This is a genomic window from Microcoleus sp. Pol1C5 (assembly GCF_036701115.1).
Lineage (GTDB): Bacteria > Cyanobacteriota > Cyanobacteriia > Cyanobacteriales > Microcoleaceae > Microcoleus.
Window position 1 is genome coordinate 1 of sequence record NZ_JAUBQE010000042.1, and the last position, 19,692, is coordinate 19,692.

Consider the following 19,692-nt stretch of genomic DNA (forward strand, 5'->3'; position numbering starts at 1 on the left):
CTTTATTATTTAAATTTGGCATACTGCACCTACTAATAGCTAAAAAAAGACAAGGATTTCCCTGTTTCGCGACTTGCGTCCGAAACTCTTTCTCCAGGTTGTAGTAACAATAACTGTTTTTTAAGAGAATATGTATAAAGTTTTCTTTATAAACACCTTTTTAATTAAAGTTTTGATAAAGTGGGGGATTTTTATTAAGTAATATTGCTGAGAAGCCAACGCGAGGTTGCTCATATAACACAAAAAGCATTCAATAGCAAGTGTGATTAGACTGGAATATTAAGAGTGGGATTTTTGATAAATATGTGCGATCGGGTTGCGCCGTTCGTTTCAACCCCTGGCGGACTTTCGGGCAAGGGTGGGGGCAGGTTTACGAGATAATTGGTTTTAGGCAATTATTTCTCGTAAAACCCGCCCTACAAGTTATTCGTTAGAATCTTTAAGGGCGATTCCCTACGGGATAGCTTCGCACGCGCGGACTTACTTCAAACCCCCATCTATCCCCGCTAAAATCTCCTCAGCCTCCCCGCATAAAGCAGCGTGACAGCAACCGTTACTCGCCAACAATCCCCCCCACTGACTCACATCTCCCCGGTTATATTGCAAAGTAGAACCGTCAAAACGAGTAAATTGACCGCCCGCTTCAGTCAAAATTAATTCCGGTGCCGCTAAATCCCAATCTTTCGGTGCAGACTTTCCCGAAAGCGCAATATAAACATCAGCTTTTTGTTCGACAATTGTCGCAATTTTACAACCAATACTACCGACAGCTAGTTGATTTTGACAAGGCAGTTTTTGTAACAATTGATTAAAGCGCTCCCCCCGGTGACTGCGGCTGGTTACTATAGATAAATCTGCCACTATATTTCGCGCCGAAACCTGCAATTTGACCGCAGAACCGTTCCGAGTTTCCATAAAAGCGCCAGCATTTTGCACTGCGTAATAAATCTTTTGCTGTTCGGGCCAAGCCACAACTGCTAATACCGGTCTTCCCTCGAACGCTAAAGCAATGTGAACTGCAAATTCACCTGTCCTGTCAATAAAATCTCGCGTTCCATCCAACGGGTCAATAATCCAAACCCAACTTTGGGGTAAGGGAACTTTGCCATAAGTTTCTAAATAAGATTTGTAAGTTTCTTCGCTGAGATAGCCAAATTCTGCATTCCCTAAAGCCGACTGCAATTCGTCGAGAATGTAAGAATTGACTGCGACATCGGCGGCGGTGACGGGGCCATCTTTTTTTTCTTGGATGTCGAGGTTAGGAGTGTTGGAATCCTGGCGATAATAGGATTGTAGGATATCTGATGCACTCCAGGCGATCGATCGGGCAATTTCGCTGATTTCTTCGAGAGTTTTCATGAATTTCTTTTTTGTGAACCGCAGATGAACGCCGATTAACGCAGATTTCTGTAGGGCGGTGCCCCCGTGCCCGCCCCTGGAAACCATACATTAGCAATTACCAATTAATATGAGGATATTTCCATTCATAATAATTAGGAAACACAAAATTAGTAAACGAAACCGAAATACTAACTTCCAATGATTTTACATGATGCCACCAACCGACAGGAATAAAGATAGCTTCTCCCGGTTCTAAAATTACTTCAATAATTTTCGCATCTCTGTAAAGCGGGTATTTGTCATAGTCGGGATTTTCGCCATCCACCTTGCTGAAAACTCCGACGTGATTGTAAAGGAGAGGTGTTTGTTGCGGAGAAATCAATTTAATTAGTTTGCGACCCGACACTTGAGCTAAAATTAAATTAACTGGGTCATGGTGCAGCGGTGTAATCGTGCCTTTCGGACCGAACCAAAAGAAAACTCTGCCTTTTGTATCCGTTGGATTTAGGTATTCTGGGAAAATTTCAATGTCGTCAAATAGGGGTTTAAATTCCTCTCTTTCCAGAGTTTTGTTGTTAGCAACCATGTAGTAGTCGTTGCTAGGCCCGCCCTTGACCACCATCTCTACATATTTGCGGAACAAAACAATTTTTTTGTGATTCTCTATCTTAATTTCATAATTCGGGTCTGAGTTGCGGTTGGCTTGAATTTGTACCTCTGCATCGCCGTATTTTTGCTGCAAATACTCCGGCGTCCACAACTGCAACGCTTTCCAGTTGTGCATAATGTTGGTAATAATTACTGGAGTATTTTTGGCGTAGTAATTTTCGAGAAAATACTCTCTAGAAAGGCTGCTTTTGCGTTCAATTGTGCCAAACTTGGAAGACAATGCAGCTAATTGATTGTTAATCCTGAGATGGGATTCTAATTTTTGCAATAACTGGACGTAATGGCTGCCTGCTTGAAAGTAGGGATGAGATGATATTTCCCTAACTTCTGCGGTGGCTGTTTCCGCATCTATGCCGGTATTTACTAGGGCTTGAATGATTTCTTCGTCGGGTTTATTTAATAATTTATTAGCCGCCACCCACTGTTTCATATTGTCGGGAAGTTCTTGTTTGCTTGGGGTGAGTAGATTGGGCAAGTTTTGTGTCAGCCATTCTAGGTTAACTTGCTGTTGTTCTGTGAGGGTAATCCGCAAAGGGGGAAGGGTGATAGTTAGGGGTTGGGTGTCAGACATGATTCGGGTATGTTGTTTTGGGAGTGTTTTGTGTGACTTGAACTTGTCTTACTAATATAGCAATTTTGTTAACGAACCGCGAAGGCGCTAAGGGCGCGAAGGAAGAGAAGAGGGAAGTTCACAAATTTTGTCGAGGTTGCTGTCAGGATTTTAACTTAACAAGTGTTGCCTGTTCAACTTTTCTAGCTTTGAACGGTTTTAACCGGATAGTTTGGTTAATTTTTATTTAAAATTAACCCTTATTCATCCAGGCGCGGGTTCCGAAGTTTTTGCAGGAATGGGAAGCGATTTTAGCCGCTGCGGTGAGAGTATCGGTAAAGTTGTTTTGCAAAATGTAGTGACAGAAAGCCCCGTGAAAGATGTCGCCCGCGCCTAAAGTATCTGTGGCTTGAATTTGAGGTACTTCTACAGTGCCATAACTGCCATTGCTGAGGTATAAAATTGATTTTTCGCCGCGAGTGATGGCAATATGGGAAATTCCGGCTGCTGACAGGTAAGCAAAGACTTGTTCAGAATTGTCGCAGTTGGGCGGATGAAAGTTATCGGAACATACCGCCCATTCTATAAAAGGCAATATTTCCTCTAATCCGGGTTTCCAACTGCCGCCGTCGAGGACAATGGGAATGTTTTTTGACTTGGCAAGTTGAGCAATTTCTTTGCTGGCTGCGATTTGATGTCCGTCAAGCAGTACAATACTAACTGATGTTAAAATATCCTGGTTAATTACTTGGCGGTCAACTTGCGATTTCGTAGCATTGATGGAAATTACCGATCGATCGCCAGTTGCTTCAGTTACAATAATCGAGGACACTGGTGGCGAGTGCGATCGCCCTTGCTCCAAATCAATTATCCTGACATTATACTCCGCTAAGTCTGCACGAATTAATTGGGCGATCGCGTGAGTGCCCAAAACGCCAGCCCATATCGCCGCATTCCCCAAATAGCTAAAAGTGACCGCAGCATTGGCCGCCGGCCCGCCCGCAGCAATGGTACAATCAGAAGCAACAACTTTCTGATTTTCACCCGGAGGCTTCCCTGCCAAATAAACTAAATCTAAAGTTGTCAATCCCAAAAACAATCCTGTTTTCATATCTTCTTAAAGATGTGGCATGGGCGTCCCGCCCGTGCTTTATGTGCGGTTAAAAACTTCAAAATATCAAAATGCAGCCAAATCCCAATACAGGAACACTTTACATCGTAGGAACCCCGATCGGCAACCTCGAAGACATGACATTTCGCGCCATCCGAATCTTGCAAACAGTAGACTTCATCGCCGCCGAAGATACCCGCCATACAGGCAAACTCTTGCACCATTTTCAAATCCAAACGCCCCAAATCAGCTATCACGAACACAACCAACACCAGCGACTTCCCGAACTCATCGACAAACTGCTTTTAGGCAAAGATATCGCCCTCGTCACCGATGCCGGAATGCCGGGAATTTCTGACCCAGGATACGAGTTAGTCAAAGCTTGCGCCGATGCTAATATTAACATTATTCCGATTCCCGGTCCGACTGCCTGCATAGTTGGCATAACTGCATCAGGATTACCCACAGAAAGATTTGTATTTGAAGGTTTCTTACCCGTGAAAGGTCAAGAACGACAACAAAGTTTAGAAGCTTTGCAAATAGAATCCCGCACTATAATATTATACGAATCTCCTCACCGATTGCGGCAAACTTTACAAGATTTAGCAAATAGTTTGGGAAGCGACAGACAGATTGTGCTGGCGAGAGAGTTAACTAAAATGCACGAAGAGTTTTGGCGTGGTAGTATGGAAAGTGCGATCGAGCTTTACACCAATCGCGAACCCCAGGGAGAATTTACCCTCGTAATTGCCGGCATCCAAACAGCAGCCCCAATATTTTCCGAAGACGCCATTAAAGCAGAATTGCAAACATTAATTGCCGAAGGCATAAGTCGTTCCCAAGCCAGCCGCCAACTAGCGCAACAAACATCCCTCCCCCGCCGCCAAATCTACCAACTTGCCCTCACAATAGGCGACAATGAATCGCTAGAACAACCCTTAGATGACTTGTGAATATCTCTCTTCTCTTCTCCTCTGCGCCCTCTGCGGCCTCTGCGGTTAAATAAAAAAAGCTAGATACTCACACTCAGAATTATATGGTACGCGGAAACTACGATCGACAAAAGCCATATTTACGAAACGCCCACATCAACAAACCAATCGCCGAAATTTATGCAGACTTAGACGCCTTTACCTGGGAGATATTTGAAGACCAACCCCACCGCTTCGATACCGTCAGTTTCTACGTCTTGCTTCCCCCACTGTTTTACGAAGGGCGTTTCATCAAAGGAATTTATTTCAGCGAAGCAGTCGAACTCATCAACAAACTATTTCCCCAACTTTCCTCAGTATTTTTATCCTTCGCCTATTCCCCCGGAATCTCCTACTCCTGGGCCCCCATAGCTGACGCCTACTCTAGTTTATACAAAAACCCGCAGCGGGATAAATGGTTTCGCGAAACTTATCCCGATCGCGCCCACAAACCAATCATACCCCTGCAAGACACAGACTTCATCAACGAATACTTAATTTCCCCTCGCAACGTCCCCGCCAAAGATATCGACTTGCTAGCCGTCTCCCGAATTTCCGAAGAAAAAAATTTGCCAATCATAGCCAAAGCGTTAAAAGTTTATCGCCAAAAATATCCGCAAAAACCGATAAAATTAACAGTAGTCACCGGCCACGAATTTGATGCTACCAACCTGAAAACTCTCGACCAGTACGCCTTACAAGAATGGCGACAAGTAGAGGAAATTTTAACCAATCCTTCCGACTACATTAACTTAGTGCCAAGAGTAGACTACTACAGCGAAATCCCCACATATTATTCGCGAGCCCAAGCATTCGTCCTCGGTTCCCTCCTCGAAGGAAAAAACCGGGGCATTACCGAAGCCATGAGTTGCAACTTACCAGTAATTTGTTTTGAAGAATTCAACCAATACGCCAGAGGCAACTCGCCAGTTTTCCCCGAAGGTGCGGGTCTTTACGCCAAATTTGACCCAGAATCTCTCGCAGATACTATATATACAGTATTGGAAAATCAAACAGAATTCAAACCGCGATATCAGTATTTAAAACATTGCGGGCGCAAAAACTTTTTCAATACTTGTATAGACAGTTTTCCTTACTATCAGCACAATATCCCCGACTACAAACCGGGAGAAGCCTTTAAGAATTTATGGCTGGATTTGGCGGTACAGCAAAATTATCAAGTTAGCTTGAACAACTTTTTGTACGGAGGTTCTCCGTTGTCTCATATTCGGGGGATAAATGCGATTCAGCAAAATCTCGGCGAGTTAACAAAATTTATAGCTGAGTAAGATACCCACAGTAGGGAAACGGCAATGCCGTGTCCCTACGGGGATATGCCGCACCAAAGCCGATCGCAATTGTCTAAAACCGCATAAATTAGTAATTTACGATACAGTAAAAACAGCAATTAGGGTATTATAAAATATAGTGATTTTCAAAATTCGGGCAGACCAAAAACAAAAGTTATTTAACTGTTATGAATTGTTGAAATAAGCTGTCATTCAGCAGGAGAAATAGAGAATGCACGACTTGAAAGTTGTCATCATCGGTGCGGGAATTGGCGGCTTAACTGCGGGCATAGCCCTCGAACAAGCGGGTTATCAAGTTGAAATTTACGATCGCGTTAAAGAACTGCGCCCCGCAGGAGCCGGAATATCTTTGTGGTCGAACGGGGTCAAAGTTCTCAACCGACTCGGTTTAGGCGAAAAGATGGCAAAAATTGGCGGGCAAATGGAGCGCATGGAATACCGCACCAAAACCGGCGAACTTCTGAATGACATCGATTTAATGCCGCTAATTCAACAAGTCGGTCAGCGCCCCTATCCCGTTGCCCGCCGAGATTTGCAAAATATGTTGCTAGCAGGATTTAAGGGAGAAGTCAAGCTCGATCGCAAGTGTATTTCTGTAGAAGAAGACGAAAGCGGAGTAACAGCAATCTTTGAAAATGGAGACAAAGCGCGGGGCGATTTGTTAGTGGCGGCTGACGGCGTGCGATCGATTTTGCGCACATATATATTGGGCCGCGAAGTAGAGCCGAAATACGGCGGCTATATCAACTGGAACGGGTTAGTTCCGGCAGATGAAGAACTCGCGCCGAAAAACACTTGGGCGATATATGTCGGCGATCACAAACGGGCGTCAATGATGCCGGTAGCGGGCGATCGATTTTACTTTTTCTTAGATGTTCCCTTGCCCAAAGGCACTCCCGCCAATCCCGACAATTACAAAGCGGAACTTAAAGAACACTTTCAAGGCTGGGCCGAGCCCGTGCAATTATTAATAGACAGGTTCGATCCCGCAGCAGTGGCGCGGCCGGAAATTCACGACGTAGGGCCGATCGACCGCTTCGTTCGCGGTAAAGTTGCTTTGCTGGGAGATTCCGCCCACGCCACCTGCCCGGATCTCGGACAAGGCGGCTGTCAGGCGATGGAAGATGCGCTGGTACTGAGCAACTACCTTTTGAGTACGAATTTGGGCGTAGAATACGCGCTAAAACGTTACGAAACCGAGCGCAAACAGCGGGCCAATGCAGTGGTAGAAAAAGCCCGACAGCGCGCGGAACAAATACACGGCAAAGATCCGCAGGTAACAGAACAGTGGTACGAACAATTGGCTGATGAACGGCCAACTGATGTCACCGATGCGATCGCCAAAATCATCGCGGCCGGCCCGTTACACTAATAAAAACAGATAATTGCCAGGACACAGCAGTGCTGTGTCCCTACGGATACCGGGTTCATTTAAATTGCAGCGCGCAAAATAGATCGAACACTAACATTTAACCTTGCAAAAATGTCAGGCAAACTTACTACTCACGTTCTCGATACAGCCCGCGGCTGTGCGGCAGCAAATATGTCGATCGCCCTACATTCAATTGACCCAAAATCAGGCGAAAAAACCCTGCTGAAAACAGTAACAACTAATGCTGACGGTCGCACCGCAGTTCCGTTACTATCAGAAAGCGAACTCAAACCGGCAGTTTACGAATTAGTCTTTTCCGTTGGCGAATACTTCGCGCAGGGCGCCGAAAATTTGCCAGAACCGCCGTTTTTAAACAGCGTTCCGATTCAGTTCGGCATCGCCGATTCCACCGCACACTATCACGTACCTTTGCTAGTTTCCCCTTGGTCGTACAGCACTTATAGAGGTAGCTGAATAAAAGTTAGTTGTCAGTTGTCACTTGTCAGTTGTCAGAAGGGTTTAGTTATCCTTGATTGTGGCGAGGCATTATGTTAGTTACGAAGCAACCTGTTTTCAAACGATTCTGGTATCCAGTCATTCCCAGTGCCGAATTGTCCGGCGAACCAAAAGCTTTTGAACTATTAGGCGAACCCATAGTCCTGTGGCTGGATTCCGAAGGCAAACCCGCAGCAGTTGAAGACCGCTGCTGTCACCGCACGGCTAAACTTTCGATCGGAAAAGTTGTCGGCAGCAACATTTGCTATGCCTACCGCGGCTGGACATTTAACTTGTCTGGAACTTGCGTTTGCGTTCCGCAGCAGCAAAACGGCATCATTTCTCCCAACTACAAAGTAAAAGCTTACCGCACTTGCCGATCGCTACGGATATGTTTGGGTTTGTCTCGGCGATCCGCTGGCAGAAATTCCCGATATTCCCGAAGCTGCTGCACTCCTCAAAGCCCACGGCGAAGTCGAACAAACTCAATTCAGCAGTCAGTAGTCAGTAGTCAGTAGTTAGATAGTATTTTCATAAACAATGCAATATTCTTTAGTTGAACTCAACCAAATCAGCCAGGAAGAATTTACAGAAGCCCTGGGCGCGATTTTTGAAGATACACCCGCCATCGCCCGCCGCACTTGGGACGATCGCCCTTTTGCCTCCACAGCCGATTTGCACGCCAAAATGGTAACAGTTGTCAGCGCCATGACTCAATCCGAAAAATTAGCTTTGATTCAAGCGCACCCGGATTTAGGAAGCAAAGCGAAAATGGCGGAAGCATCCGTTAGCGAACAAGCCGGTGCGGGTTTGGATCGACTTTCTGCTTCTGAGTTCGATCGCTTTCAATTCCTCAATCGATCGTACCGCGAAAAGTTTGGTTTCCCCTTCATTGCTGCGGTGAAAAAACACACTAAAACCAGCATTCTCGAAGCATTTAAAAGCCGCCTCGATAATTCCCCTGAAACTGAAATGCAGCAGGCTTTAGCTGAAATTTGCGAGATTGCCCGCTTTCGCCTTGAGTCGGCAATTCAACATTAATCGCTCCGACTCAAGAAACCGGGTTTTTTTACGAAAATTCTTCGTTGCAGCCCGCTGGTTCGGTAAAAAACCAGGTTTCTGGGGCCCCATGACAATTTAAATGCAGGAAATATCACCCGATCGGGGGATACTTCCCGCCCAAAAAGTTCTATAATAGTATCATAAGGCACAGAAAAAGATTCGGACATACCAATTCAAGCTGGTATGGTGACAGGTTTCCTATGTGCCTCCCAGAAACCACTCTCTTGGAGGCAAATCCATGACATTCTTCAATCGCCCACTCACAAAAAAATCCCCCGCGCCAGTACCTGCAGAAGAAATTAAACAGGCTCAGTACGAAGAACCTGTAGGCCACCTGCACGGCATTTTCCGCCACTGGATGTGGCTTAGCCCATCCAATCACCGCGCCCAGTAAATCAGGTATTTCTCCGCCGCCGCAAACAAGCCATAAAGCACGGTTCCCATCACCGCCAAAACCATCAATCCTGCAAAACCTAAAGGCACGTCAAAGTTAGAACTCGCGGTGACAATTAAGTAGCCGAGCCCTTTGTTGGATGCTACTGTTTCCGAAATTACAGCGCCGACAAAGGCGAGGGAAATTGCTATTTTTAGGGATGCAAAAACGTAGGGTAAGGTGTGGGGGAACCCGACTTTTTGGAAAATTTCGATTTGCGATGCACCAAGCGATCGCATTACATCTTTCATCTCGGGTTCCACTGTATCTAATCCTAAAGCTACGTTAACGGCGATCGGGAAAAATGCCAGCAAAAAAGCAGTCAGAATTGCCGGCACCGTACCGATGCCAAACCACAGCGCAAACAGCGGCACTAACGCTACCTTCGGTACAGTATTGAACCCAACTAATAGCGGGTACAGAACTACATAGGCAATCCGCGAATATCCGATTAGAAAACCCAGCACTATGCCCGCTACAATGGCGAGAATGAAACCCGCGAGAGTTGTAAACAGAGTTTGTCCGGTGTTTTCGATCAGTGCTTTGCTTTGAGTGAAAGTTGCGACGATAATCGCAGAAGGTGCGGGCAGGTTGTACGGGGGAATTTTGAACAGCAATACTAGAAGTTCCCACAGCACGAACAGCAAGATTGTCGCAGCAATTGGCATCACAATACTTGCTTTTTTTGAGCGAGCAAATTTCTCTAAATCATCCATTGCTTTCTCGTTTTTAATTGCGGTGAATGTGTCGGCGCAGTTCTGCTACGATGTGGTTGAAGTCATCCGAGACCATCATATCTAGATTGGTGGGACGCGGCAGGTTGACTTTTACTTTATAGACGATCGAACTCGGACGCGGGCCCATTACATAAACTGTATCCGATAAGAAAACTGCCTCCCGCAAATCGTGAGTGATCAGGATGCAAACGCACTTCACCCGCATCCACAAATCTTGCAGCATCACCCACATTTCCTCGCGGGTGAAAGCATCTAGCGCCCCAAAAGGTTCGTCCAGCAGCAGTATTTCCGGTTGGTGAATTAACCCCCGACACAGGGAAGCCCTCTGCCGCATTCCTCCCGACAATTGCCAGGGAAACTGTTTCTGAAAGTCTTGCAATCCGACTGTAGCTAACAATTCTTGGGCTTGGCGCACAAACTTTTCGCGCCGCTTCGGATCTTTAGATTCCCGCTTGTAAGGCTGCACTACTTCCAGCGGCAGCAGTACGTTGTCGAGGGTATTTCGCCAAGGCAACAGCACGGGATTTTGAAACGCAATTCCGACATTTTTGAGCGGTTTGGTAATCTTTTTGTCCCGAATCCGAATTTCGCCGATCGGGGCTGGAGATAGCCCGGAAACCATCCTCAAAATAGAAGTTTTACCGCAGCCGCTCGGTCCCACAAACGACACAAATTCCCCCTGGGCGATCGACAGAGAAATCTCGTCAATAATTCGCCTCGGTTGCCCGTCAACTCGATACTCCAAACCCACCCGATCGAATTCCAAAAGAGTCGGTTCTTGCGTTTCGACCGCATCTGTTATAATTTTAGGCTGTACCACGATTAGTCTACCTCCTTTCTTTAATAGAAACTGAGATGTGGATGCGGTAAACAGTATTATCTCAACATTATCCCGTCACCACTATCCTGTATACAAAAACAATTTCAAATTTATCTATTTATTGTTGATAATTGAGAACGGTGCTGTATCAGAGAATACAAACTTTCGACAAGCAAGTAAGCGATCGCAGCATCAGCCAGTGCAGCCGAAAATAACAACTTATTTATTTGATTGTTGTTTGACAAAAACAAAATAAATGTGTTTCTGTATACAGTACGTCAAGTAATTAGAGTATACGGTATACGGCAAGCCAGAGCGCTGCTTAAATTGGACGCAAGATCTGCAGAGATTAGCGATCGTGTTTGGCGCGCTAAATAGGTTTTTTCTTTGGTTGGTTGTCCAAATAGCAAGCTTTTCTCCATGAAAAATACGTGGTTAGTACGATCGCTATCCCTAGTGCTGATTGCAAGTCCAGTCATCCTGAGTAGCTGCCAATCTCAGCAGCCGAATGCCGCAACTACCCCTGCACCGGGGGGAGCAACTGCAACAACAGCCGCCGACACCGCACAGAAACGCAGGATCACAGTCAATCCATCTTGGCTGCTGCAAGGCGACAATGCACCGCTAACAATTGCCATTGAAAAAGGCTATTTCCCAGCCGAAGAATTGGATGTCAAAATCGAGCGGGGCTACGGTTCATCTGACACAATTACCAAAGTTGCAGCAGGCCAATTCGAGATCGGATTTGGCGATATTTACTCGATGATGGAGTTCAACTCCAAGAATCCAAACGATCCAGTAGTAGCAGTTGCAGTACCTTACAACCGATCGGCTTTTGCAATTGTCGCCCTCAAGTCGAGCAACATTGCAGATCCTAAAGGATTAGCCGGCAAAAAGCTAGGATCTCCCGCAGGAGATGCACCCCGCAAATTGTGGCCGGTATTTGCCCAAAAAACGGGCGTGCAGGCCGACTCGGTAGAGTGGATTACAATGGAGCCCAAGCTGCGCGAAACATTATTAATTAAAGGCGATGTGGATGCGGTGAGTGGCTTTGCAACAACGATAATCCCTGCATTAGAAAAAGCCGGCAAAAAGCCGGAAGATATAAATGTCTTTTACTACACCGAGAACGGTTTAGATTTGTACGGAAATGCGATCGTTGTTAAAAAAGCCTTTTTAGAAAAAAATCCAGAAGTAGTAAAAGGCTTTTTGAGAGCGTATTTTAAAGGACTTCAAGATACATTAAAAGATCCGGCAGCCGGATTGGAATCGGTGGTGAAAGCTGGAGATAGCTTGATGGACAAAAATGCGGAAAAGCGCCGCCTGCAAATTGCTTTAGAAAGGCTGTACGTCACTCCCGAAGTTGAAAAAGTTGGCTTGGGAGGAGTCGATCCAACTCGTCTGGAAGCCACAGCCAAACAAGTAGCAGAAGTCTTACAAATAGCAGCTCCGCCAGTTAATCAGATATTTGATGAGAGCTATTTGCCTCCCAAAGAGGAGCGGGCTTTACCTCCTGCTGCCGATCGCAAACCCTTGACTTAAAAGTCGATCGAATATATTGCCGTTGTCCCAGATCGCTCGGCGGTTGAAACCGCTCCTTGTCAAACAAAGTCCGCCTACGCGGACTAAGAAATCGAGGCGTATTCTACTCGTTACCAGGCTCTGCCTGGTAACGCAGATCCGGAGGCTCTGCCTCCAATTTCGCTATTTACGGTGTGAGGATAATGTCTAAATCTTTGTTTTTCCAAATCCTGCTGACAGCAACGCCAGCCTTTTTTTGTATTAATTTTCTGCATTATCCTGCCAGCTTTGCTGCGGAAATTGCCGCTGCTGGAACCGAGGAAGCAAAAGCCCTGACAGCAGAGTTACCGCTAGCAGAATTGGTTGCATCGCCAGTGGCGCTCGCACCAAGTCAAACACAGATAAACCCTGCGGTAACGCCAGAAATAGCCGCCAAGAACGAACTAAACGATCGACAACAACAGGAGAATAATTCACTCACTCCAGACAGCGATAAAGTCACATCAGTTTCTCAGCTAAACGATGTTACACCTGCCTATATAGTAACTGAAGAATCCGGCGAAGCACAAATTGCGATCGCACCAATCCCCACCCAGACAAATCCAGCGGTAACACCAGAAAATTCCGCCGCAATCGCACCAAAAAATCAACCAGAAACAGAGCCGGAAAAAGTTCCAGCATTTTCTCAAGAAAACAAGGTAAAACCTACAGAAACAGCAGCACAAGAATCCGGCGGATTGAACGTATTGGCAGAGTCAATGCAAACGCAGGAAAATCGGGCGCCGGCAAGTATTGACGATATCCAACAGATAGATAGCCTGGAAATAAACGACGCTTCCGAAATAGAGCAAGTCACCTCAGTTTCCCAGCTCAGCGATGTTAAACCCACAGATTGGGCATTTCAAGCACTGCAATCATTAGTTGAACGCTACGGCTGCATCGCAGGATATCCCGACGGCACCTATCGCGGAAATCGAGCCATGACTCGCTACGAATTCGCCGCCGGCTTGAACGCTTGCCTCGATAAAATTTCGGAATTAATAACAGCCGGAACCTCGAATTTAGTTAAAAAAGAGGATTTAAATAAACTCCAGAAACTGCAAGAAGAATTTGCGGCAGAACTAGCAACGCTGCGCGGTAGAGTCGATGTATTAGAAGCTCGAACGGCGGAGCTAGAATCTAATCAATTCTCGACCACAACGAAACTCAATGCTACGGTTTGGTTCAACCTCACATCAGCATTTCCCACAGGCGACATCACTGCCGAACGCAGTCGAACTACCCCAAACAGCGCCTTTGCTCCCCCAACTCGCGATGCCAACAATCGACCGACTCGGGTTGAACGAGAGCAACCAGAAACTACTTTTAGCTATTACGCTTTCTTAACGCTAAATACTTCGTTTACAGGCAAAGATTCCCTGGTAACTCAGTTAGTTTTTGGCAACGGCAATTCGCCTGCAAACGAACTGGTATCTGCGGGTTTTTACAATTCTTGGGGAACGCCGTTTTTAGACCAAACTGGTGTACCGACGGCGAATGTTCTGGGAATTCGCGAGATGTCTTACACGTTTCCGGTGGGAGATAAGGTGCAAGTTGCCATCGGGCCGCGGTTGAATTATTATCGATATTTTGACGGCAATCGCTTCACATTTTTTCTAAGGGGGGCGACGAGTTTTAACTCGAACGGGAGTACACTGTTGAATGCAGTCGATCGCGGATCGGGCGCTGCTGTCACTTGGCAAGTTGCCAAACCACTCAGGTTTACGGCTGCTTATATGGCTGAAAATACCGAATTTTTGAATCCTGCGGTATTCAATACGGCTAGCAATCCCAGCGAGGGTTTGTTTAACAGTTCAAACACGATGACAGCCCAGTTGGAATACGCCCCCAGCAACTCTTTCAATCTCAGGCTGATTTACGCGCGATCGAGCCTCAAACCTTATAATGGATTCATCGGCGGAGCAGTGGGCGAGCCGCTGCCTTACGGCTACGCAGATGACGGTTTTGGGGGAAGAGTTAGAGACTCCGGTGCAGATGCTTTTGTGCTCAATTTCGATTGGTTGCTGACCAGAAATTTTGGTTTATTCGGGCGGTATTCCTACGGGCAACTTGAGGTAAATCCGGTAAATCGCGATCGCTCTGGCGGAGATATTAAAGTACAGTCTTTTCAAGTCGGGATGGGATTTCCCGATTTGGGAAAAAAGGGCGCGCTGGGTGTACTTTCATTTGTGGTTCCCCATGATTATATATCGGGCCGCAGATTTTTGCTGTCGGGCGGGGGTAATGGAGGTACTCAGTACGAGGTAGAGGGTTCGTACTATTACCCGATTACTAATAATATTGCGATCGTCCCGGCATTTTACGCTATTTTCAATGCCAACAATTTTGATGGCAACCCCACTGTATTTGTCGGAAATCTTCGCACTCAGTTTAGCTTTTAAGTAGGCACACGGCTTTTAAGTAGGCACACGGCATTGCCGTGTGCCTACAGTTGCAGGTGCGGGTAGGCACACGGCAGGGCCGTGTGCCTACAGGTGTCGCGTACAATCTATAGTCCCTACAAAGGTCACCTGCAATCTATACCTATCTGCTACAGAAGCGTCAATGTGCTGTATCATTGATAATGAGTCAGCCAAAACAAACTCTCATTTAACATAAAAGTTTTAGATAGGAGGCTGAATCAACCATTTTTAACAATAGTAAACTAACTTTATTTTAAATTGAAGGATAACTGATTTTGGGCCTTTCATTTCGCGCGATTCGCCGCACTCAATCCCTCCACGAACAAACTTACCAAGCTCTCCGAACTGCTATCCTGTCGGGGGAATTAGCAGGTGGAGAACGCCTGATCGAAACACAACTGGCCCAAATGCTAAACGTCAGCAGAACTCCGGTGAGAGAAGCTTTGTGCCAACTGCAACGAGAGAATTTAGTGACGGCAGATCCGAATAATGGATTGCGCGTCGCTACGCTGTCGATCGCCGATGCTGCGGATCTTTATGATTGCCGCATCGCTTTGGAACAGTTATCGGCGGCTCAAGCGAGTCAAAATGCTACACCCGCTCAATTGAAACAACTCGAATCGATCGTCCAGCAGGCAGAAAGTACAACACCCTTGCGATCGGGCGAACTCACCAACTATCAATTGCTGTACGCAGACTGCCAATTTCACCGCTTGCTAGCGCAAAGTTCCGGCAATCTTTGGTTGGTAACTCTGTTGGATCAGGTGTTTGACAAAATGATATTAGTGCGGCTCCGCACAATGGAATACAATCCGGGAGTATTGGAAATTCGCAGCGAACACCGCTGCATTTATCAAGCTGTGAGCGCACAGAATGCACCCGCCGCGGCGCAAGCAATTAAAGAACATTTAATCGCCAGTAAAGCGCGGGTAATTAAAGAAATTCAGGAGATAGAACAGCAGCAGGGGAAAATAGATAAGTTAAAATAAAGGCGATCGTACCATTAAAAAGAATCTCTCCCGATCGCCAGAGCGACAATCTCAATTAACGATCGCGAGCGGGACGCTCGCACTGTAATATGTCAGCAAATTATCCGCGAGAATTAATCGGTTACGGGCAAAATCCGCCCCACCCCAAATGGCCCGATCGAGCGCGCATAGCCGTGCAATTTGTCATCAATTACGAAGAAGGCGGAGAAACCTGCATCCTGCACGGAGATGCGTCTTCGGAAACGTTTCTGTCAGAAATTGTTGGGGCCGTCCCCCTATTGGGACTGCGCCACATGAATATGGAATCCTGTTACGAATACGGCAGTCGGGCCGGTTTGTGGCGGCTGCACCGGATGTTTGTTTCGAGGGGAATACCGGTCACTGTTTACGGGGTAGCGATGGCATTAGAAAGGCATCCCGAAGCAGTAGCAGCGATGTTAGAGGCCGATTGGGAAATTGCCAGCCACGGCTACCGCTGGATCGATTATAAGTATTTTGGAGAAGAAGCGGAACGGGAGCACTTGCACAGGGCGATCGCCCTCCATACGCAAGTTACAGGCAGCCGTCCCCTCGGCTGGTATACCGGGCGCACGAGCCCCCATACTCGCAAGCTAGTAGCCGAGGAAGGCGGTTTTCTCTACGATGCCGACAGCTACGCGGATGACCTGCCTTACTGGGTGTACGAGTGCTCGCGACCCCACCTAGTAATTCCCTACACCCTCGACAACAACGATATGCGGTTTGCCACGAGTCAGGGGTTTAATTCCGGCGATCAGTTTTTTGCTTACCTGCGGGATGCTTTCGACTTACTCTACGCCGAGGGCGAGACAGCACCCAAGATGATGAGTGTGGGACTCCACTGCCGTTTGGCGGGCAGGCCGGGGCGCGCTGCTGCCCTGGCGCGTTTTTTGGATTACGTGCAGCAGCACGAAAAGGTATGGGTATGCCGCCGCATCGATATTGCCCGACACTGGCACGAATATCACAAGCCGATAGTCTCCAAGGAGGACTGAAGTCCTCACTACAAACCTGAAATCCGTAGGGACACGGCACTACAAACCTGAAATCCGTAGGGACACGGCAGTGCCGTGTCCCTACTACTACGAACCCGCTTTATAAGCGGCCCACCCACCTCGATCGGAAATATCTTCCCATTGGTACTTCTCCACTAACTCCCGCGGGTACAAGAAAGCCGTTAAAACTTCCCCGTCCTCCAAAACCACATCCGACGGATACATATACGGCGGTTCCCCCGCTGCAAGCTGTTCAAATTGCTCTGGAGTCAGTTCGTACACTTCGCCCGGAATTGATACGCCGGAGGCGGCCACTTCGTAAATTGCAGGATGCCAGCCATTTTCTGCCGAGTGCAAGCGGTAAATCGGACGAGTTTTCGCTTCTCTGATAAATTTGGCTTCTCCAAGGTTGCTGTTGTCCGGCTGACCCCGAAGGGCAGAACCGCAAATGAACACTCGTTTAGCTGCAATTGCTGTTTGAGTCATATCCACCTGATAAAAAATTGTGCTTTTTTCTACAGTTAAATCGCCGCGATCGCCTTTATTCTGCTTACTGTGTTTTGTATACAGCAGTTTAAGTGCCAAAGCCATCGATTTTTGTAAACAAGGCTACATAGTTTCGCCCATTTAAATAATATTGCATACAGTATACAAAACTTAGTTAAATCAATCAATAGCAGAACTTTAGATGACAGTTACATTAACACTTTCAGTCAACGGGTCGCGCCTCAACCGCAGCATTGCCCAACTCGCTCAAATCGGCAAACTACCGGGAGGAGGCGTCAGTCGGGTAGCATTTACCAAAGCAGATTTGCTTGCCCGCCAACTCGTTGAATCTTGGATGGTAGAAGCAGGGATGACAGTTCGCATTGACGCGGCGGGGAATATTATCGGTCGATATCCCGGAAAGCGCGAAGGTGCAGCGCTAGCCACAGGTTCTCACATCGACACCGTTCCTGTGGGCGGCCATTACGACGGAGTTTTGGGAGTTTTGGCAGGCATTGAAGTGGTGCGGGTACTGCACGAAAACAACCTGCGCTTGGAACATCCCATTGAGACGATCGTATTTACTGACGAAGAATGCACCGTTATCGGCTGCAAAGCGATGGCCGGAAATACAATCAGCGATGCGGCATATTACCGACGCAGCGACGGTACTTCCATTGAAACTTGCTTGGGAAAAATTGGCGGAGATTGGTCAAAAATTGGGGATGCCAAACGCCATCCCCAAGAAATAGCAGCTTTTGTAGAACTGCACGTCGAACAAGGAGGCGTTTTGGAAAGTACCGGCGACGAAATAGGAGTAGTCAAAGGCATTGTCGGACAGTACCGCTATGCAGTAACGGTAACGGGTCGCCCCAATCATGCCGGTTCGACGCCCATGCACGCCCGAAAAGATGCGCTGGTAGCGGCTGCACAAATGGTACTGGCAGTCAACAAGCTGGGAGTGGAAACACCCGGAGAACAGGTAGCAACGGTGGGTTACTTAAATGTGTCGCCGAATGCTACAAATATTGTTCCGGGAAAGGTGGATTTTAAAATCGACTTGCGCGATATATCTCAAACTCATTTGGAAGAGTTGTTAGTTAAAATGAAACACGAGTTTGGGGCGATCGCACTTGCCACCCAAACCGAAGTTGAAATGACCGAAATGCTGCACGTATTGCCGACGCTAGCAGCACCAAAAATTCAAAATGCAATTGCAGAAGTTTGCCGGGAATTAAGCTTGAGTTACACGCATTTAATCAGCCGCGCCGGACACGACGCTCAAGAAATCGGACGGTTTACCGATATGGGGATGATTTTCGTTGCTTCTCGCGGCGGCATCAGCCATGCAGAAGATGAATATACTTCCCCCGAACAGTGTACTCAGGGAGCAAATGCGCTGTTGCAAACGTTCTTGAAGCTCGATCGGCTTTATGGGGAGGGCGATCGATTTGAGATTTAAGATTTGAGATTTGAGATTTGAGATTTGAGATTTGAGATTTGAGATTGAGCAATGTAGGGTGCGTGACTGTGAATTGATTTGGGCTTGTGTGGCAGGCTTTTTTAGTCACGCACCGCAACTTTATGCAACTTTATATAGCAGAGTTTTATAATCCGATTTGGTGTTATATCATTACTTTATGGCGGCGACAAAATTGCAGTAGCAGTTTAATGGATATCAACACCCAAAAAGAATAATTCAGCTATGCTTACGTTTACGCCGTTGCCTCAGCAGCAGGGTGCATCTGCCAGCGAACAACGACTCTTCTAGACAAGCTGGGTGTAGACCTAATTATCACTGGAATTGCAGAACCAGGTTTAGCAAACTTTCCCATTCTTTATCTTCAAGTCAAATGTACCTCCTGAGATATCCTCAATGAAAATAGCCTTCGCTATCCCCTGAACATTAAAAACTACGAAGGATTGAGCGCAAACAATGCCTACCCTCCTAGAATTATAATTGTGGTGAATGTTCCCGATCCCCCCAGTGACTGGCTGCAACAGACAGAAACAGAACTCTGTTTAAAACGTTGCGCCTATTGGATATCATTAGAAGGTGCAGCACCTACTGACAATAAAGAAACCGTCACTATTTCAATACCCAGAACAAATATATTTTCGGCTGAGACTCTGACAAGTATCATGCAGCGTATCGCAACCGGGAGACAACTAGGAATGTGACAATATAAGGATATTGAATTGCTCAAAAATCTCCAACCTCAGCAAATTAGCTACTACTTAGAAACAAAAGGTTGGAAACAAGCACAACAAATTGACAGCCGCGCTATTATTTGAACAAGCAGCGATATCAAGCCAGAAGCCCCTCAAATCTTTCTACCTTTAAATTCCA

The 19,692-nt window shown here is 46.7% G+C and carries 18 protein-coding genes and 1 pseudogene; 13 read left to right on the forward strand and 6 right to left on the reverse strand.

What is annotated here, in order from left to right; all coding sequences use genetic code 11:
* Nucleotides 1-480: 480 nt before the first annotated feature.
* The 3 genes from QUA23_RS21615 to QUA23_RS21625 all read right to left on the reverse strand — a co-directional run bounded on the left by QUA23_RS21615 (nucleotide 481) and on the right by QUA23_RS21625 (nucleotide 3,671).
* Nucleotides 481-1,359, reverse strand: coding sequence for a 3'(2'),5'-bisphosphate nucleotidase CysQ (locus QUA23_RS21615; protein ID WP_333078066.1), 879 nt, complete (start codon nucleotides 1,357-1,359; stop codon nucleotides 481-483).
* A 97-nt stretch (nucleotides 1,360-1,456) separates the two neighbouring features.
* The gene (locus QUA23_RS21620; RefSeq protein ID WP_333078067.1) at nucleotides 1,457-2,581 is read right to left on the reverse strand and encodes a cupin-like domain-containing protein; all 1,125 of its coding nucleotides are present in this window, start codon (nucleotides 2,579-2,581) and stop codon (nucleotides 1,457-1,459) included.
* Between the two features lie 232 nt (nucleotides 2,582-2,813).
* The gene (locus QUA23_RS21625; RefSeq protein WP_333078068.1) at nucleotides 2,814-3,671 is read right to left on the reverse strand and encodes a PfkB family carbohydrate kinase; all 858 of its coding nucleotides are present in this window, start codon (nucleotides 3,669-3,671) and stop codon (nucleotides 2,814-2,816) included.
* A 71-nt stretch (nucleotides 3,672-3,742) separates the two neighbouring features.
* Here QUA23_RS21625 and rsmI point away from each other — a divergent pair, with 71 nt between their 5' ends.
* From rsmI to QUA23_RS21660, 7 genes are all read left to right on the forward strand, one after another.
* The gene (rsmI, locus tag QUA23_RS21630; protein ID WP_333078069.1) at nucleotides 3,743-4,624 is read left to right on the forward strand and encodes a 16S rRNA (cytidine(1402)-2'-O)-methyltransferase; all 882 of its coding nucleotides are present in this window, start codon (nucleotides 3,743-3,745) and stop codon (nucleotides 4,622-4,624) included.
* Between the two features lie 83 nt (nucleotides 4,625-4,707).
* The gene (locus tag QUA23_RS21635) at nucleotides 4,708-5,931 is read left to right on the forward strand and encodes a glycosyltransferase (RefSeq protein ID WP_333078071.1); all 1,224 of its coding nucleotides are present in this window, start codon (nucleotides 4,708-4,710) and stop codon (nucleotides 5,929-5,931) included.
* A gap of 232 nt (nucleotides 5,932-6,163) precedes the next feature.
* Nucleotides 6,164-7,324: an FAD-dependent urate hydroxylase HpxO gene (hpxO, locus tag QUA23_RS21640; RefSeq protein ID WP_333078072.1), complete on the forward strand. Its 1,161-nt coding sequence runs from the start codon at nucleotides 6,164-6,166 to the stop codon at nucleotides 7,322-7,324.
* A gap of 111 nt (nucleotides 7,325-7,435) precedes the next feature.
* Nucleotides 7,436-7,798, forward strand: coding sequence for a hydroxyisourate hydrolase (gene uraH / locus QUA23_RS21645; RefSeq protein WP_333078073.1), 363 nt, complete (start codon nucleotides 7,436-7,438; stop codon nucleotides 7,796-7,798).
* 74 nt (nucleotides 7,799-7,872) lie between these two features.
* Complete coding sequence (locus QUA23_RS21650; RefSeq protein ID WP_333078074.1) at nucleotides 7,873-8,337, forward strand: Rieske 2Fe-2S domain-containing protein; 465 nt, start codon at nucleotides 7,873-7,875, stop codon at nucleotides 8,335-8,337.
* Between the two features lie 22 nt (nucleotides 8,338-8,359).
* Nucleotides 8,360-8,860: a 2-oxo-4-hydroxy-4-carboxy-5-ureidoimidazoline decarboxylase gene (uraD, locus tag QUA23_RS21655; protein ID WP_333078075.1), complete on the forward strand. Its 501-nt coding sequence runs from the start codon at nucleotides 8,360-8,362 to the stop codon at nucleotides 8,858-8,860.
* 259 nt (nucleotides 8,861-9,119) lie between these two features.
* Nucleotides 9,120-9,275 carry a hypothetical protein gene (locus QUA23_RS21660; protein WP_333078076.1) on the forward strand — a complete coding sequence of 52 codons (156 nt, stop codon included), beginning with the start codon at nucleotides 9,120-9,122 and terminating at the stop codon, nucleotides 9,273-9,275.
* Here the strand turns inward: QUA23_RS21660 and QUA23_RS21665 are convergent.
* Both QUA23_RS21665 and QUA23_RS21670 read right to left on the reverse strand, forming a co-directional pair.
* The gene (locus tag QUA23_RS21665) at nucleotides 9,260-10,030 is read right to left on the reverse strand and encodes an ABC transporter permease (protein ID WP_333078077.1); all 771 of its coding nucleotides are present in this window, start codon (nucleotides 10,028-10,030) and stop codon (nucleotides 9,260-9,262) included. The genes QUA23_RS21660 and QUA23_RS21665 overlap by 16 nt on opposite strands.
* Before the next feature lie 13 nt (nucleotides 10,031-10,043).
* Nucleotides 10,044-10,871: an ABC transporter ATP-binding protein gene (locus tag QUA23_RS21670; protein WP_333078078.1), complete on the reverse strand. Its 828-nt coding sequence runs from the start codon at nucleotides 10,869-10,871 to the stop codon at nucleotides 10,044-10,046.
* A gap of 420 nt (nucleotides 10,872-11,291) precedes the next feature.
* Here QUA23_RS21670 and QUA23_RS21675 point away from each other — a divergent pair, with 420 nt between their 5' ends.
* The 4 genes from QUA23_RS21675 (at nucleotide 11,292) to puuE (ending at nucleotide 16,856) form a co-directional block, all read left to right on the forward strand.
* A complete protein-coding gene (locus tag QUA23_RS21675; RefSeq protein WP_333078079.1) occupies nucleotides 11,292-12,413 on the forward strand; it encodes an ABC transporter substrate-binding protein in 1,122 nt (373 codons plus the stop codon).
* A gap of 182 nt (nucleotides 12,414-12,595) precedes the next feature.
* Complete coding sequence (locus tag QUA23_RS21680) at nucleotides 12,596-14,833, forward strand: iron uptake porin (RefSeq protein ID WP_333078080.1); 2,238 nt, start codon at nucleotides 12,596-12,598, stop codon at nucleotides 14,831-14,833.
* Between the two features lie 296 nt (nucleotides 14,834-15,129).
* Nucleotides 15,130-15,843, forward strand: coding sequence for a GntR family transcriptional regulator (locus QUA23_RS21685; protein WP_333078081.1), 714 nt, complete (start codon nucleotides 15,130-15,132; stop codon nucleotides 15,841-15,843).
* An 89-nt stretch (nucleotides 15,844-15,932) separates the two neighbouring features.
* Complete coding sequence (puuE, locus tag QUA23_RS21690) at nucleotides 15,933-16,856, forward strand: allantoinase PuuE (protein WP_333078082.1); 924 nt, start codon at nucleotides 15,933-15,935, stop codon at nucleotides 16,854-16,856.
* 87 nt (nucleotides 16,857-16,943) lie between these two features.
* Here puuE and QUA23_RS21695 read toward each other — a convergent pair whose 3' ends face one another.
* Nucleotides 16,944-17,447, reverse strand: coding sequence for an allophanate hydrolase-related protein (locus tag QUA23_RS21695; RefSeq protein ID WP_333078083.1), 504 nt, complete (start codon nucleotides 17,445-17,447; stop codon nucleotides 16,944-16,946).
* 97 nt (nucleotides 17,448-17,544) lie between these two features.
* Between QUA23_RS21695 and QUA23_RS21700 the strand changes: the two genes are divergently transcribed.
* Nucleotides 17,545-18,804, forward strand: coding sequence for a Zn-dependent hydrolase (locus tag QUA23_RS21700; protein WP_333078084.1), 1,260 nt, complete (start codon nucleotides 17,545-17,547; stop codon nucleotides 18,802-18,804).
* A 248-nt stretch (nucleotides 18,805-19,052) separates the two neighbouring features.
* Nucleotides 19,053-19,523, forward strand: a pseudogene (locus QUA23_RS21705) (DUF4365 domain-containing protein); the annotation flags it as partial.
* Nucleotides 19,524-19,692: the final 169 nt, after the last annotated feature.